The organism is Actinomadura craniellae, from assembly GCF_003289645.1.
Taxonomy (GTDB): Bacteria; Actinomycetota; Actinomycetes; order Streptosporangiales; family Streptosporangiaceae; genus Actinomadura_D; species Actinomadura_D craniellae.
This window is the reverse complement of sequence record NZ_QLYX01000011.1, coordinates 29,617-44,470: the sequence shown is the minus strand read 5'-3', so window position 1 is coordinate 44,470 and position 14,854 is coordinate 29,617. Positions and strand designations below refer to the sequence as shown.

Annotated in this window: 9 protein-coding genes; 4 read left to right on the top strand and 5 right to left on the bottom strand. The window is 69.7% G+C overall.

The window, feature by feature from the left end; all coding sequences use genetic code 11:
- The first annotated feature begins 106 nt into the window (after positions 1 to 106).
- The 3 genes from DPM19_RS22585 to fxsT are packed head-to-tail and all read left to right on the top strand — an operon-like array spanning position 107 to position 8,284.
- Positions 107 to 3,070: an MFS transporter gene (locus tag DPM19_RS22585; RefSeq protein WP_158566853.1), complete on the top strand. Its 2,964-nt coding sequence runs from the start codon at positions 107 to 109 to the stop codon at positions 3,068 to 3,070.
- A gap of 19 nt (positions 3,071 to 3,089) precedes the next feature.
- Positions 3,090 to 4,115, top strand: coding sequence for an AAA family ATPase (locus DPM19_RS22580; RefSeq protein WP_111869995.1), 1,026 nt, complete (start codon positions 3,090 to 3,092; stop codon positions 4,113 to 4,115).
- Positions 4,112 to 8,284: an FxSxx-COOH system tetratricopeptide repeat protein gene (gene fxsT / locus DPM19_RS22575; RefSeq protein WP_111869994.1), complete on the top strand. Its 4,173-nt coding sequence runs from the start codon at positions 4,112 to 4,114 to the stop codon at positions 8,282 to 8,284. The genes DPM19_RS22580 and fxsT overlap by 4 nt, the downstream gene beginning before the upstream one ends.
- A 7-nt stretch (positions 8,285 to 8,291) precedes the next feature.
- On the opposite strand, the gene DPM19_RS22570 is transcribed toward fxsT, so the two are convergent.
- From DPM19_RS22570 to fxsA, 3 genes are read right to left on the bottom strand one after another with little or no spacing between them, the layout of a single operon-like run.
- Positions 8,292 to 10,070, bottom strand: coding sequence for an HEXXH motif domain-containing protein (locus tag DPM19_RS22570; protein ID WP_111869993.1), 1,779 nt, complete (start codon positions 10,068 to 10,070; stop codon positions 8,292 to 8,294).
- Positions 10,067 to 11,293, bottom strand: a complete 1,227-nt coding sequence (locus DPM19_RS22565; protein ID WP_111869992.1) for an FxsB family cyclophane-forming radical SAM/SPASM peptide maturase — start codon at positions 11,291 to 11,293, stop codon at positions 10,067 to 10,069. The genes DPM19_RS22570 and DPM19_RS22565 overlap by 4 nt, the downstream gene beginning before the upstream one ends.
- Positions 11,294 to 11,334: 41 nt before the next feature.
- Positions 11,335 to 11,496, bottom strand: coding sequence for an FxSxx-COOH cyclophane-containing RiPP peptide (fxsA, locus tag DPM19_RS22560; RefSeq protein WP_111869991.1), 162 nt, complete (start codon positions 11,494 to 11,496; stop codon positions 11,335 to 11,337).
- A 261-nt stretch (positions 11,497 to 11,757) separates the two neighbouring features.
- Between fxsA and DPM19_RS22555 the strand changes: the two genes are divergently transcribed.
- Entirely contained in the window at positions 11,758 to 12,738 is a 981-nt protein-coding gene (locus DPM19_RS22555; protein WP_146778951.1) for an effector-associated domain 2-containing protein, read from the top strand.
- Between the two features lie 15 nt (positions 12,739 to 12,753).
- Here DPM19_RS22555 and DPM19_RS22550 read toward each other — a convergent pair whose 3' ends face one another.
- Positions 12,754 to 13,149 (bottom strand): nuclear transport factor 2 family protein, encoded by a 396-nt coding sequence (locus DPM19_RS22550; protein WP_111869989.1) that lies wholly within the window; start codon positions 13,147 to 13,149, stop codon positions 12,754 to 12,756.
- 2 nt (positions 13,150 to 13,151) lie between these two features.
- Entirely contained in the window at positions 13,152 to 14,834 is a 1,683-nt protein-coding gene (locus DPM19_RS22545; RefSeq protein ID WP_111869988.1) for a class I adenylate-forming enzyme family protein, read from the bottom strand.
- Positions 14,835 to 14,854 lie beyond the last annotated feature (20 nt).

Genomic DNA, 14,854 nt, shown 5'->3' with positions numbered 1-14,854 from the left:
GGTAGCTGAATGCATGGATCCGTCTGCATTGGATCAGTAAATCCCCTATTCGCATTGAGCCACCAACGTCGCGATCGGTCATCGCCGGCTAGGGGGAGCTCCGACGTTGGCCTCCCTCGACAGCGAGGAGCGCCCTGAGGCATCTCTCTGGCTGAGCGATTTCAGGCTCCTTTGGCGCGGGACCGCCGCTGCACAACTGGGCACGATGTCCACGACGATCGCGGGCCCGTTACTGGCTCTGTACCTGACTGAATCGCCAGTCTTCGCCGGGTGGGTCACCGCCGCCGGCACCCTGCCCGGCCTCCTCTTCTACATTCCTGCCGGGATCGTCGTCGATCACTTTGACCGACGCAGGATCATGCTCATCAGCCAGGGAGCGCGACTCCTCGTCGCCGCTGCGATGGTCCTCACCCTTCTCCTGATCGAGGACCCACCCCCAGAATTACTGATCCTCGCCGCTTTCGCAGACGGTGCATTGACCACTTTCTATAATACCGCAGAACTCACGATCATCCGACGCATCGTCCCCAAACCACACCTAGAGTGGGCGATGGCACGAAACGAATCAAGAGGACACTGCGCATTTATTTTAGGCCGACCGGCCGGTGGCGCGCTCTACGGATTAGACCGGTCCTTCCCGTTCGCCCTGGACATACTCTGCAGCCTTATTTCGATTTTCACACTGCTACGCCTGAAGACGAAGTCTTTCCTGCCGGAAAGAAATCGATCCACTGACCACACTTTCCCTCCGGGAAAAGGACTACTCAAGGGCATGACCTGGCTCTGGGGGCATGGTTACCTCCGAAGAGTGGTCTTCGTCTGCACCATCAGCAACTTCTGCTTTCAGACGATCTTTCTGCTGCTCATGGTCCAGGTGGAGGCTCAGCAGATCCCAAGCTGGCTGATCGGCACCCTTCTGGCGGCGACAGGCCTGGGCGGCGCGTTGGGATCGTTCTTCGCACCGCAGGTACTCAAGCACGTTTCCCCTTCGTCCGTCGTGGTGCTGTGCACCATTTTCTGGATCACCTTGCCATTGACGGTTCTGGTCAACGATCAGCCGTACGCGGGGATAGCGGCCTGGGCCGGAGCAAGCTTCATGGGCGCCAACATGAACGTGGCTCTGGGCATCTTCATGAGTACCTCGATTCCCGATCACCTGATGGGACGGGTTTCCAGCGTCAACGGGCTCCTCACTCGGGGCGCAACTCCACTCGGTGCGCTGTGCGGCGGCTATGTGATCTCCCACCTGAATACGAGGATCGCCGTCGGCGTCATCACGACCGTGATCGCAGCCCTCGCCCTCGGCCTGATCATCGCCCACTTAAGACCGTTCCGACAGAGCGGCCGGCTCTTCGGCGACAGAGTGCGCATGGCGATCGCGGTTCTCGCCACCGGCATGACGATCACCATTTCGCGTCCGCCCCTGCGGAACGACCGGCCTCCGGTCAGCCGAGCTCACATCAACCTTGCTCCCACAAAGAGATGCCCGATAATCAGGGTTTCGGTCCTTGTATTTGTACAACCACTTACCACTGCCGTTCCTGACGCAGGAGCGCCGCCCTATCCTGCCCTGACCGGCGCCTGTGGGGAAGGAGAGCACGCAACGGTGACAGGCTCGCTGAACATGAAAGATCGGAATCGCCTCGTGGACGCATTAATGCAGCTCAACAGCATGAGCAACCGCAGAACACGCGATCTCCTGATCCAAACGGTGCAGAACGAGCTGGAGATTCATCTGCCGGTCGAACGGCAAAACCAAGACCGACACGACGTGTGGGCACTGGTTAATGCGTGCCTGGCATACCCCGGCGCCGTCCACACACTGGTCACGGCGATCGCAGGCTTCCACAGGGGCAGCATGCCCATGGCGGAACTGCACGACCTCGTCGATGAACTGCTGCCCGAGCCCCTCCTCGAAAGCCACGAACGCCGGGAGCTCCGGCAACTCACCCGGGTGCTGGAGGCCAGCCACACGAACACAGCCCATCCCGCCCTGATCCCGGCCCTGTACCACGCGGCCGTGGGGCCGTTCGGTCCCCCTCTGCGCAGCACGGCCTGCGGGCTGGACTCCGTCATCTCCCGGCTGGAGGAAGTGGCCGTGGGGCCGGACGGCGTGCCCCCTCTGCTCACCTTCGTCCGGGATCTGGCCGGCCACTCCAGGGAACCCATCGCCGCCGCGCTCCGGAACTGGAGCAGTCGGATCCGCACCCGGCTCGGGCTGGAGCAATCGTGGCCGCTCGCGATCGCACCGCAAGTGGCGGACGCTCCGGAGAGCAGCGCCTACCTCGTCATCGAGTTCCGCCCCGATCTGGCCGATGACGACATGTTCCTGACCACCGCCTGGTTGCAGTTCGGCCGCGAGCCCGCCACGCCCCTGCACCGCGACGACGTCCCCGTGCCGAGGGAAGACCTACCCGCCCTCGTGCGGACCTTCCTTTTCGAGCATCCACAGGTCGTCACCCGGCACACGATGGAACTGGTCATCGAGTTCGTCCTCCCGCGCAGCCTGCTGAACGAGGACTTCGACCAGATGAAGCTCACGGTGGGCGGGGTACCACGCCGACTGGGCGTCGAGTACCCGGTGGTGTTGCGCAGTCTCGACCGGCTGCGCCAGCCGGCCCTCCATCACCGCTGGCGCCGCAAGTGGAACTGGCTCAGGGACAATCCCCAGTCCGCCAGGGTCTACCGAGTCGACGAGCCCAGCGAAGCCGACCATGAACGGCTTTACACCCGGCTGTCCGAGCCGTACTTCGTGTGCCTGGCCCTGGCGTTCCCCCCTTACGGCAAGGATCCCGCCCCCGCCGACGAGCACTGGGTGGGAGTACAGGCGGGTGTACCAATCATCGCCTGGTGCCGCCGGCCCTGGGACCCCGAACTCTTCGCCGCGGAGTTCCGCAAACTGCTCGACGCCGGTCTCATGGCGCTGCCGGACAGCGTCACCACCCTGCGCAAGCAGGCGGTGCTGATGGCGGACGCGGAGGCCGACCATCTCGGCTTGCACCTGTCACTGATCTTCGACGATGCCGACCGCATGCCTGAGCCATACCTCCGGCTCAGCGCGCCGGCATAAGACCATCCCAGGAGAGCCCATGACCCCCGCGAACACGGCATCCACCGGTCAAGACGGCGACTGGCGCATCTACCGGGGTGACAGCGAGCCCCACAGCGGCCTCGATCGCCTGCCGCCGCCACCGCCCTGGCGCCGGTTCGGGCAGAGCGGTTCCATCGCGGGCCGCAGGCTTGGCGGCTCGGAGCGCGCGATCTCCTACCGGGCGAACGAGGATGTCGTCGATAAGGTCAACACCGCGTTGCAGTTGCGCCGCCCGCTGCTGGTCACCGGGAAACCCGGCACCGGGAAATCGACCCTGGCGTACAACATCGCTTACGAGCTGCGGCTCGAACCGGTGCTCTACTGGCCGATCACCAGCCGGACGGTCTTGGGCGAAGGGCTGTACCACTACGATGCGATCGGCCGGGTGCACGAGAACAGCCTGCGCGAGTCCATCCCCCTGACCGAGGCGGTCGGCACCACGGACATCGGACGGTACATCCGGCTCGGACCGCTGGGGACGGCGCTGCTGGCCCGGGACCGGCCGCGCGTCCTGCTCATCGACGAACTCGACAAGAGCGACATCGACCTGCCCAACGACCTGCTCAACGTGTTCGAGGAGGGGTACTTCTCGATCCCCGAACTCGAACGCCTGCCCGACGAGCAGTCCGCGGTCTCCGTCATGACGGTGGACGGCACCGGCCGGGTACCGGTGGAGCGCGGGCAGGTCCACTGCACCGCCTTCCCGATCGTCATCATCACCAGCAACGGCGAGCGGGAGTTCCCACCGGCCTTCCTGCGACGCTGCGTCCGGCTGGTGATCGAGCCGCCGAGCGAGGAGCAGCTCGCGGACATCGTCAAGGCCCACCTCGGCGAGGCCGCGGCGGTGGCGAGCGCGGACCTGATCCGCGCCTTCCTGGAACGCAGTTCGCAGCGGGACCTGGCCACGGACCAGTTGCTCAACGCCATCTACCTGGCCACCTCCGGCACTCGCCCACCGGAGGCCAAGCTGAGAGATCTCGTCGACGCGATCATGCGCCCGCTGGACGGCGCCGGAGCAGAATGATCACCCAGCTGATCGAGACCCTTCGCCGGCTCGATCCCCCGCTCACCGCCGAGGAGATCGCGGACGCCCTCTGGCTGGCCCAACGGCTCCGCTCGAGCCCCGGCACCGACCTCGGCAGAGCGGCCGGTACCGAACGGGCCGGTCTGGAGAAGCCCGAGCCGCCCACGTCCCTCGCCCCCGACGTTCCTCCCGCTCCCCGCCCCGAACCGGCCCGGCCGGCGGCATCCCCGGGCCGGGCATCCGACGCCGGCCTCTACCTCGCCGGGAAGCACTCGACCACCCCTCATCTCATTCGCAGCCCCGCCCCACCGGCCATCCCCCACGCGCTGCTGATCGCCCGTGCGCTGCGACCGCTCCGGGTGACGGGAGCCTCGCCGACCCGGCGCTGGCTGGACGAGCGGGAAACGGCCAGGAAAGTGGCGGAGACGGGTGTCTGGGAACCGGTCATGCGACCGTCTCCCGAACGCTGGCTGGACCTGGCGCTCGTCGTCGACACCGGCCCGTCCATGATCATATGGCGGCAGACGATCGAGGAACTGCAGGCGATCCTGGAACAGCTCGGCGCATTTCGCGACGTGCGCGTCTGGCGGATGAACACCGCCGATCCCGCCCTGCCGCTCCACACCGGAGCAGGCGGATCCGCCAGGAACCCCAACGAGCTGATCGGCCCCACCCGCAGGCGAATGATCCTCGTGGTGAGCGACTGCATCGGCGCCGCCTGGCAGAACGGCCAGGCCGCGGCGCTGCTCGACCGGTGGGGCCGGGCTGGACCGGTCGCGATCGTGCAACCGCTGCCCCAGCGGCTGTGGTGGCGTTGTGCGGCAGCTCTGCATCCCGTGCATCTGGGGGCCAAACAACGAGGTGCGGCCAACCACCTGCTGGCGACGCGGGCACTCGACAGCGGCGCGAAAAGACCACCCGGTATCCCGGTGCCCGTGATGGAACTCGATCCGCGCTGGCTGCGCCCCTGGGCCCGCATGATCGGCATCGGAAACCGCGACATGCGCGGTGCCGCCCTGTTCACCGGTGACCCGGTGGCGGAACTCCCCGTGGACACCGGTGTCGAGGAGCCGGATCCGGTGGCACGGGTCATGCGGTTCCGTGCCGCCTCGTCGCCGCTGGCCTTCCGGTTGGCGAGCCATCTCGCCGCCGCCCCATTACGGCTTCCGGTGATGCGCCTGGTCCAGCACGCCATGTCGCCGGAACCGGAGCCGGCGCACCTGGCCGAGGTGTTCCTGGGCGGCCTGCTGCGCGGAGCGCACATCGCCGACGGAGCCGGGCAGGACGCCGTCGAGTACGAGTTCCATGACGGTGTCCGGGACGTCCTGCTCAGCGGGCTGGATCGCGGCGAGGCCCTGGGCGTTCTCCGCGCGGTCTGGGATGTCGTCAGGGCCAACATGGGGTCGTCGCTGGACTTCCCCGCCCTGCTCAAGGCGATCCAGCGGGACGAGAGCGGCCTGCGTCCCGACCAGCCCTTCGCCCAGGTCACCGCCCGGGTGCTGGCCCGGCTGGGCGGGCGGTACGGCGAGGTCGCCCGCCAGCTCGCCGCGGCGGCACCGGAACCCGGCACCAGGCGGGCGGCCTCGGCCGGCGCGCGTACCGGCGAGAGCGGCCCCGGTCCGGCAAATTCCGCCTCCGCACCGCGAGAGCTCGCCGAGACGGTGCTCTGGGGTGGCGTACCGGCCCGGAACTTCCGCTTCACGGGTCGTGAAGGCTTACTGCGCACCGTTCGCACGAAGCTGGACGAGGCGGTCACGGTGCTGCTGCCACAACTCGAACTCGGCAGCGGCGGTGAGGGCAAGTCCCAGCTCGCCGTCGAGTACGCGCACCGGTACTCGCACGAGTACGACCTGATCTGGTGGATCCCCGCGGAGCAGATGACCTCGGCGCAGGCGTCATTGGCGGCTCTGGCGCGCCGGCTGGGCACCCCGCTGAGCGACGACATCAAGTACGACATGGAGAACGTCCTCCACGCGCTGCGCACCGGTACACCGCGCTCCCGCTGGCTGCTGATCTACGACAACGCCATGGACCCCGCCGAACTCGTCCCCCTCATGCCCGTCGCTCTCCAAGCGGAGCGACGGCCGATGGGCACCCCGATCCGCACCGGCCACGTGCTGGTCACCTCGCGCGACCACCGGTGGAAGGAATCCGTGGCCGCGGTCCAGGTGGGCGCCTTCGAACGGCACGAGAGCGTCTCCGTGATCCTGCGGCACGCTCCGCACATGCCGACCGAGCAGGCGGACCTGCTGGCGGCGCGGGTCGAGGACCTGCCCCTGGCGGTGGAACAGCTGGCCGCGTGGACGGCCGCGACCCGCGCGACCGCCGAGGACTGCCTCCGTCGCTTCGACCGTAAGCTCGCGGACCTGCCCGTGGACGAACTGCCTGAGGGCTTTCCCGCGCACCTCGCGGCCGCGTTGGAGCTGACGTTCGAGCGGCTGCGCGAGGACGCGCCCGGCGCCGGGTCGCTGCTCGAGCTGTGGGCATTCTTCGGGCCGGAGCCGGTGACCGGGAGCCTGCTGGCCGCGGGCGCGGAACTGCCGGCCCCGCTCGGCCGGTTGCTGGCCGACGAGGCGATGCTGGAGACGGAGATGCGGAACATCGACCGTTTCGCCTTGGCCCGGTTCGATGCCGGGGAGGTCAGCCTCCAAGTGCACCGGCTGATCCGCACCATGCTCCGGGTCAGGCTCGCCCCGACGGACCGTGCCCGGGTCCGGGACCAGGTGCACCGGGTCCTGGCCGACGCGACCCCCGACGCGCCCGCGGACGACGAGACCACCTGGGGACGGCGCGCGGCGATCACGCCTCACGTCGTTCCGGCCGAGGTCTTCGACAGCGACGACGCCGGCATCCGGTGGGGTGTGGTGATCGACCAGATCCGTTACCTGTGGCGGACCGGTGACTTCGAGAGCAGCCGGGTGTTCGCCGAGATCGCCCTGGCTCGCTGGACCGCCCGGCACGGCCCGGACGACGAGCAGACTCTCATCGCGGGCCGCGAACTGGCCAACGCGCAACGCAGCCTCGGGGACATCGGAGAGGCGTCCCGGCTCAACGAGGAGACCTTTTCCCGGATGACGGAGCGGCTCGGGCCCGGTCACCCCAGCACACTCCTCACCGCCAACAGCTTCGGAGCCGACCTGCGGCTCCGGGGCGACTTCCGCCACGCGTACTCGCTCGACATGGACACCTGGCGCCGCCTGCGGCAGCGGTACGAGGACGACCATGAGTACACTCTGCGAGCCGCCAACAGCGTTGGCATAGACCTGCGGCTACTCGGCGACTTCCACCAGGCCTATGAGGTGGACAGCGACACCCTGCGCCGCCTGCAGGCCCAACCGGGCAGCCGGAAGCCGGCGATCCTGCTCACGACCGACCATCTCTCCCGTGACCTGCACGGGCTCGGCAGGTACGCGGAGGCGCTGTGGCTCCAGCAGAGCAGCATCGAGGAGCGCCGCCAGGTGCTCGGCCCCACCCACGCCCCAGTGCTCCGGGCGGCGGTCAGCCACGCGGGCACGCTACGCAAGCTGGGCAGGTACGCGGATGCCCGGCGACTGGCGGCGGAGACCCTCGACCTGCATGTGCGGCGATTCGGTGAACTCCATCCCGACACGCTCGCCGCCAGGCGCAGCCTGGCGATCGCGTGTCTGGTCACCGGGGACGCCCGGGACAGCCGCCGGCTCGGCGAGGAGGCGCTGGCCGGGTATCGTACGGTCCTCGGCGCCGACCACCCCTTCACCCACGCCTGCGCCGCCGGGCTCGGGCTGGCCCTGCGCGCACTCGGCGAGTACCAGGCCGCGCTGGCCATGGACCAGGCGGCCCTGGACGCGCTGAGCGACAGCCCGCTCGGGCCGGACCACCACTACGCGCTCTGCTGCTTGGTGGGCCTGGCCAACGACCTCTACCTGCTGGGCGAATTGGACGCGGCGTACGAGCACTCCAAGCACGCCCTGGAGCGCTTCCGCTCGAGCTTCGGGCCAGATCACCCCTACACCCTGGCCTGCGCCCACGATCACGCGGTGATCTGCCGGGCCGCGGGACAAGTGACCGATACCGGGCTGGAACGCCCCATAGCCGCGCTGCGACGAGTACTCGGAGCCGACCATCCCGAAGTGGGTGCCGCCGCCGACGGAGAACTCCTCGAATGCGATATCGAGCCCACGTCACTGTGAGCGGAGGTCAGGCCAACCCGACCGAAGAGGTCCAGTCACCGGCTGGGGCCGCCAGCACGGGCCCCAGCCAGCGCGCCAGTTCCAGCGGTTCCGGCGGGTCTCCGCCGCACCGGACGATTTCCCGGTGGACCGCGGCGACCGTCTCCGGCAGCGTCACCAGCACCTCGGCGGCCGGCCCGGCATCGACCCGCCGGGCGCAGACCGCGAGCGCGGCCCACTCCTCCGCCGAGGCGGGACCGACCGCGTAGTGCCCGAGGGCCTCCTCGTAGTCGCCGGCCACCTGGGCCCGGTCTCCCGGATGCCCGGTCGCCCGCGCGAACTCCGCCGGCCGGCGCAGCCACAACCGCCGGAGTTCCGCCCTGGCCCCGCTCGGTCCGGATCCGGCGGCAGGGGCCAGTACCGGTGGCCCCGCCGGTGCGGGGACCGTTCCGCCAGGCCAGGCCGCGGCCGCGGGCTCGAGCCAGCCCGGGTCCGGGCGCAGGTGCCGCAGCCGCCAGGTGAGCGTGTGCTCGGCGGCGGTGTCCTGGGCCAGCCGGCGCGGCATGGCCGGTACCGGCACGTGCGCCCACTCTTCCAGGGCGGCGTACATTCCGGCCACAAAACGGGTTCCGGCCTCGGTGATACCGCCGGAACGCCGAATCGAGTCGATCGCTCGCCGTGTCTGGTCGCGCCAGAGCGCGAACGTGTACTGGGCGTAGGACGCGTCAGGCCCGGTGGACTCCGCCTGCAGGCGACCCCAGAAATCGGTCACCCCGAGGTACGCGTACGCCCCCTGGAACAGGCCGCCCAGTGGCCTGGGGTCGTCCCTCCATGGGGCGTACAGCCGTTCCTCCGGGTCGGCCCGGTGCAGGGGGACGAGGTCCAGCAGGGCCGACAGGGTGTCGTGCTGGAACTCGTGCACCAGCGTCTCGGCCAGCAGGAGGGGGTCGCCCGGCAGGGTCGCGGCCAGGGCACCCGGCGCGTCCGCACTGCTGGCGCTGCGTTCTCGCCCCCCGCCCCGGTGCTCCAGCGGGGTCACGACTCTCAGCCCGGCCGCGAGCGCGGCGGCTCGTTCGGGATGGTGGCGGGTGAGGATCTCCCACGCGCCGTCCAGCGCCCGTCGCCAGTTCTCGACGGCCGCGGTGGGCAGCCGGACCGCCGCGCCGAGCCGGTGCGTGTCCCGGAAGGGGTCCAGGTCGTCCAGCAGGACGACGATGGTCCGTCCTCCGTGGGTACTGCTGAGCCGGCGCAGGCCGTGCCAGCCCGGCGCGACGGCCTCGGGGTCCGCGGGCAGGACGACGGTCCGGTGGCCGGTAGAGATCTCCGCGCCGCCGCCCGCCAGCGGGCGGACCCGGGCCGTGCCGTCCACCGACTCGGTTCCGATCTCGGCGCAGCCCAGACCGGGCAGTGCGACGAGCCCGCGGCGCACTGGGACGGTCGCGGGCAGATCCAGGCCACCCGAGAGCACGGCGGCGGCCGCGATGCCGCCGAGGTGCGTGAAATCGGCGGCGACCGCCATACGGTCCGCCGATGAGCCATACGACCGGCTGAGGCAGGCGGCGGCCCATGCGACCACATTCGGGTAGAGCAGCACCTCGGCTACGGCCTCCGGGGCCTTTCGCTGCACTTCTGCGAGCAGGTCGAACGCGGAGCGATCGAATGACTCCGACGATTCCAGCAGCACGTGGAGCCGAAGCATCTGCTTGCTGAGGGCCGCGTTCCGCAGGGTCCGCACGGTCTCCGGATCAGGGCGTCCTACGGCGAGTGCGTCGAAGGCACGGATCGGCAGGCGGTGTTTGTCGATCATCGGCTCCGGCCTTGTAGCGTGGCGAGGTCGCGGCGGATCCGGTCACCGATGTGCTCGATCAGCTTTCGGAGGTCGGCGCAGTAGACCGAGGGGTTCTGGAAACCCCGTCCCGCCTGGTGGCGATGCGTGTAGGCCCCACCGCCGCAGACGTCCCGGACGGGGCAGCCCATACAGGTGTCGCAGAGTGCGGCCAGACCGATCTGCCGGGCGACGACCCCGGGATGGCGGAGTGCCGCGTCGAAGTCGTGGTCGTGGACGGAGAGCCCTGTCTCCGGGGCCCCGGCGAAAGATGTCTTGAGCGTGTCGACCTGCTGCATGGTGCCGTCGGTGTCCACGACGACCAGGGCGACCGGGGAGAGGCCGATGTTCTCGCTGCGACTGTGCCCGCCGAGGAGCAGGTTGATGATCTCTTCGAAGTACCGGATCCCCGCTCGCCGGGGCCGGTTCCCGTACCAGTGGTCGAACACGGTGATCAGCCAGTCCGCATAGGGTGTGCCGGTGCCGTGCGGTTCCCGGCCGGGCGGGGGCTCCGACCAGGTGCCGTGGGGGAGGAGGAAGTCGATTCGTGGCGGTTCGGACTCCAGCAGCGCGTCGAGCGTACGCAACGGGTCGTTGGCCAGGTCGATCGTGCAGAGCAGGCCGCGGTACAGCGGACGGTAGGGCCCGGCGAGCAGGTCGAGCGCCCGCATGACGGCGGCATGGCTGCCCCGGCCGTTAGCGTACCGGCGGTGCCGGTCGTGCCCGGTGCGATCGCCGTCCAGGCTCACGGCGATGCCGACGTCGTGCCCGCCGAGCAGGTCGAGAGCCCGCCGGGTCAGCAACACCCCGTTGGTCTGCATGGTCACGCCCACCCGGCAGCCCGCGGGCGCCGCCGCACGCATCTCACGTACCGCGGAATCGATCAGGTCGAGACCGGCCAGCATGGGTTCGCCGCCGTGCAGTACGACCTCGACCTCGTCCAGCCCGTGCGCCGTGGCGTGCCGGGCGATCCGGTCGGCGACCCGTCGGATCGTCTCGGCGGGCATCGCCGCGGGCCGTGCCCGCCAACTCTGGTCGGCGGACTCAAACACATAGCAGTAGTCGCAGGCGAGATTACAGCGGCCATGGATCTTGAGGACGAATTGGCGGAACGGCACAGGCCGCCAGCCCGAAGCCCGAAGGCCATCGACGTCCAGTCCCTGATCTGGCCATTCGCGCGCCGAGAGTTGGTGGCCTAAGAGCATTGTGCGAGGCTACGTGGTCGGCCGGGCCCCTGCCAGGGCACTCAGATGATGCTGTCGAAACCCGATACCGCCTTGCCGGGCTTTTCCGCTTCCGCCTGCACTCGTTCCAACGCCGCGCCCAGCACGGTGTCATCGAGCTCGCGCAGCCGGTCCAGAGGAAGAGCGCTGAGGTCGAACAGTTCCGATTCGATCTCGTCACGCATAGTACGCACGGAACGGTCCCTCTCTGAGCAACATCGGACAACGCCCCGGGCAGAGGAGACGCATCCAGGTTGTTCGGTGGTGCCGTGGATCGCACCAATAACTCGCTGATCATAACCACCAGCATCCTCCCAGCGCTGGATTTGCTCCGGTGTCACAGCAGGCCGCGCCCACGCTGCCCCGTATGTGTCATACGCCCTTTTTCGCAGGTGTCCGGAGTCTCACAGTTGGGACTGTCGTCCCCGACGAGAAGGCGGTCCGTCATGCCCGAACCGGTGAGCAACGCCGCCGCACGGTGGCGACCGTCCGGAACGTGCACCATGTTCGTCTGTGACATCGCCGCGTTCGGCGACCGGCGCCGGACCGACGAGGCCCGAACCCACATGCGGCACGTGCTTTACGCGAGTCTGGAGCACGGCTTCGACAAAGGAGGCGTCCCGTTCGAGGAGTGTTACCGGGAGGACCGGGGCGATGGCGCGATGCTCGCAGTTCCACCGCAGGCGGATACGGGCCTGCTGCTGTCGTCGGTGGTCGATCTGCTCCGGGCCGAAGTGCGGCGGCACAACGACTTCTCCAACGAGGCCGCGCAGTTGCGGCTGCGCGTCGCCGTGCACACCGGTGCGGCGCACTCGGACGGCAACGGCCTGGTGGGCACGGCCGTCAACCACACCTTCCGCATCCTGGACGCCACCCCGTTCAAGGACGTGCTGCGCGACTCCGGCGCGCACCTGGCGCTGGCGGTGTCGCAGCGGGTGTACGAGGACGTGGTCCGGCACGGCCGGGGGCTGGTGGACCCGGCCGACTACCGGCGGATCGAGGTCCAGGTGAAGGAGACCTCGGATACCGCCTGGGTCCGGGTGCCGGGGATGCGGCTGCCCGGCACCGCCCCGGGCGGGGCGGTCGTCGCGCCGAACGGGTCGCCCGCTGTGCCGCCGCGGCGGGCTCCGCGACCCCGAACCGCCAACCAGATCCTGTTCGAGCTGGTCGACCTGATGCTCGACATCCCGGTGATGGCGATGGAGCGCAACCGGGAGCAGGTGGTGCGCATGCTCGCCCCGGAGATCGCGGGGGTGATCCCGCGGCATGGCGAGGCGCGCGCCGACACCCTCGCCATCCTGCGCACCTGCCTGGACTACTCCGACGGGCTGCCGGAACTGCTCATGGCCATCCGGGGATTCACCGGCGACTCGGTGCCGATGCGCCGGCTGGAGCAGGCCGTCGACGATCTGACGGCCGGCCCCTGAAGCCGGCGCGTCGGATCAGTGCGCGAAGTCCGCGGTCAGCCCCATCCCGCTGAGCAGGGTGGCCCGGTCGTAGTACTCCAGCCACTCGGTGACCAGGCCGTCCTCGATGGTCAGGATGCCGACCACCGGCACCTCGCCGTGGTTGCCCCGCACGTCGAAGACGTCGAGCCGCTCGACGAAGACCCGGCCGCCGATGACGCCCACCGCCTTCGTCCGGATGTCGAGGGACTCCAGCCCGTCGGAGAGCACGGCCAGCCGCTCCCGGATCGCCGCGTGGCCGACGACCGGGGCGGACATCACGCTGTGCAGCACCCCGTCGGGGGCGAACAGGGCGACCACCCGCTCCCAATCGGTGGCGTTCCAGGCGTCGATCATGTCGGTGACGACCTTGATCTTGGCGGCGTCGTCCATGGTCAGGCTCCCTTGCCGAGTTCGGCGCGCAACTCGCGCTTGAGGACTTTGCCGAGCGGGCTGCGCGGCAGGACGGTGCGCACCTCCAGCCGCTCGGGCAGCTTGAAGGAGGCGATCTTCCGTTCGCGCAGGTGCGCGACGAGCGAGTCGAGGGTCACGGTCGCGCCCTCGACCGGCACCACCACCGCGCACACCCGCTCGCCGAACGTCTCGTCGGGCACGCCGATCACGGAGACCTCGGCGACGTCCGGGTGCGCGGCGAGCAGGCCCTCCAGCTCGGCCGGGGCGATGTTCATGCCGCCCCGGATGACGAGGTCCTTGGCCCGGTCGACGTACTCCAGGAACTGGTCCCGATCCCCGGCGATCATGAACACGTCGCCGGTCTTCAGGAAGCCGTCCTCGTCGAACGGGCTGGCCAGCCGCTCCCCGCCGACATAGCCGGGGAACACCATCGGGCCCTTGATCCGCAGCTCGCCGGGCACGCCCGGTTCGGTGATCTCCGCGCCGGTCACGGTGTCGACCAGCTTGACCTGGATGGACTCGGCGGTCCGGGAGCTCCAGGTGATGCCCGGCACCCCGTACCGGGGGAAGTAGCGGGCCCGCTGCTCGGGGTCGGGGACGTCGCGCGGCGCGGTGAGCAGCCCGATGCCCTCGTTGGAACCGAAGAAGTTGATCACGCCGATGCCGTGGGTCTCCTGCCAGCCCCGCACCATGGCGGGGGCCAGCGGGGCCGACCCGGAGCCGATCAGCCGCAGCGAGGAGATGTCGGCGGCGGCCAGCAGCTCCTTCCTAGCCAGCAGCAGGTTCAGCAGCGGCGGCGGGGCCACCGTGTAGGTCGCCCGCTCGGCGGCGATCTGCCGCAGGAACGTCGGCAGGTCGAACGGGTGGTGCTGGACGAGCACCCCGCCGACCCGCAGCCAGGGCAGGAACATCCCGTTGATGCCGGCCATGTTCACCATCGGGAACGGGTTGAGCAGCACGTCGTCGCCGGTCAGGCCCGGGGCGTCGATGGTGTTCCAGCTCATCGCGATCCAGTCGTGGTGGGTCCGCGGCACGCCCTTGGGGGTGCTCTCGGTGCCCGACGTCCAGCAGATCGTGACGCAGTCGTTGGGGTCGGCGGGGTGCGCGGCGGCGTACGCCTCGACGGTCTCGCGGTCGGCGGGCGTGCCGTCCACCGGCACCGCGCCGGCGGGCAGGTCCGTGCCGTAGGACAGCACCGGGACGCCGGCGGCCAGCGCCTCGGCCGCGAGTTCCCGCTCGCCCATCCGGGCGAGGGTCAGGAAGGCGGTGAAGCCGGCCACCGCGCCCAGCGCCTTCACCTCGTGCTCGCGGTACTGCACCGGCAGCGGCGAGATGACGACGCCCAGCCGCCAGCAGGCCAGGTAGGCGCAGACCAGCTCGATCGTGTTGGGCAGCTGGACGGCGAGCACGTCGCCCTGCCCCAGGCCGTGCCGCAGCAGCGTGCCGGCCAGCGCGACGACCTCGTCATCGAGTTCCCGCCAGGTCAGCCGGCGGGGGTCGGTGCCGACCAGGTCCCGGCGGTTGGCGGGGTCGACCACGGCGAGCCGGTCGGGTGCGGCCGCCACCCGGGCGCGGAACAACTCGTCCAGCGTCTCGCCGGTCCACCAGCCGCGGGCGGTGTACTCCTCGACCCGCTCGGGAGGGTGCAGGCCCCGGTGGTTCATGCCTTGGCTCCTTCCTGCCG

Coding starts and splice junctions, on each gene's coding strand:
- DPM19_RS22580 (WP_111869995.1), top strand. CDS start 3,090: ATGACCCCCGCGAACACGGCATCCACCGGTCAAGACGGCGACTGGCGC.
- fxsT (WP_111869994.1), top strand. CDS start 4,112: ATGATCACCCAGCTGATCGAGACCCTTCGCCGGCTCGATCCCCCGCTC.
- DPM19_RS22570 (WP_111869993.1), bottom strand. CDS start 10,070: ATGATCGACAAACACCGCCTGCCGATCCGTGCCTTCGACGCACTCGCC.
- DPM19_RS22565 (WP_111869992.1), bottom strand. CDS start 11,293: ATGCTCTTAGGCCACCAACTCTCGGCGCGCGAATGGCCAGATCAGGGA.
- fxsA (WP_111869991.1), bottom strand. CDS start 11,496: ATGCGTGACGAGATCGAATCGGAACTGTTCGACCTCAGCGCTCTTCCT.
- DPM19_RS22555 (WP_146778951.1), top strand. CDS start 11,758: ATGCCCGAACCGGTGAGCAACGCCGCCGCACGGTGGCGACCGTCCGGA.
- DPM19_RS22550 (WP_111869989.1), bottom strand. CDS start 13,149: ATGGACGACGCCGCCAAGATCAAGGTCGTCACCGACATGATCGACGCC.
- DPM19_RS22545 (WP_111869988.1), bottom strand. CDS start 14,834: ATGAACCACCGGGGCCTGCACCCTCCCGAGCGGGTCGAGGAGTACACC.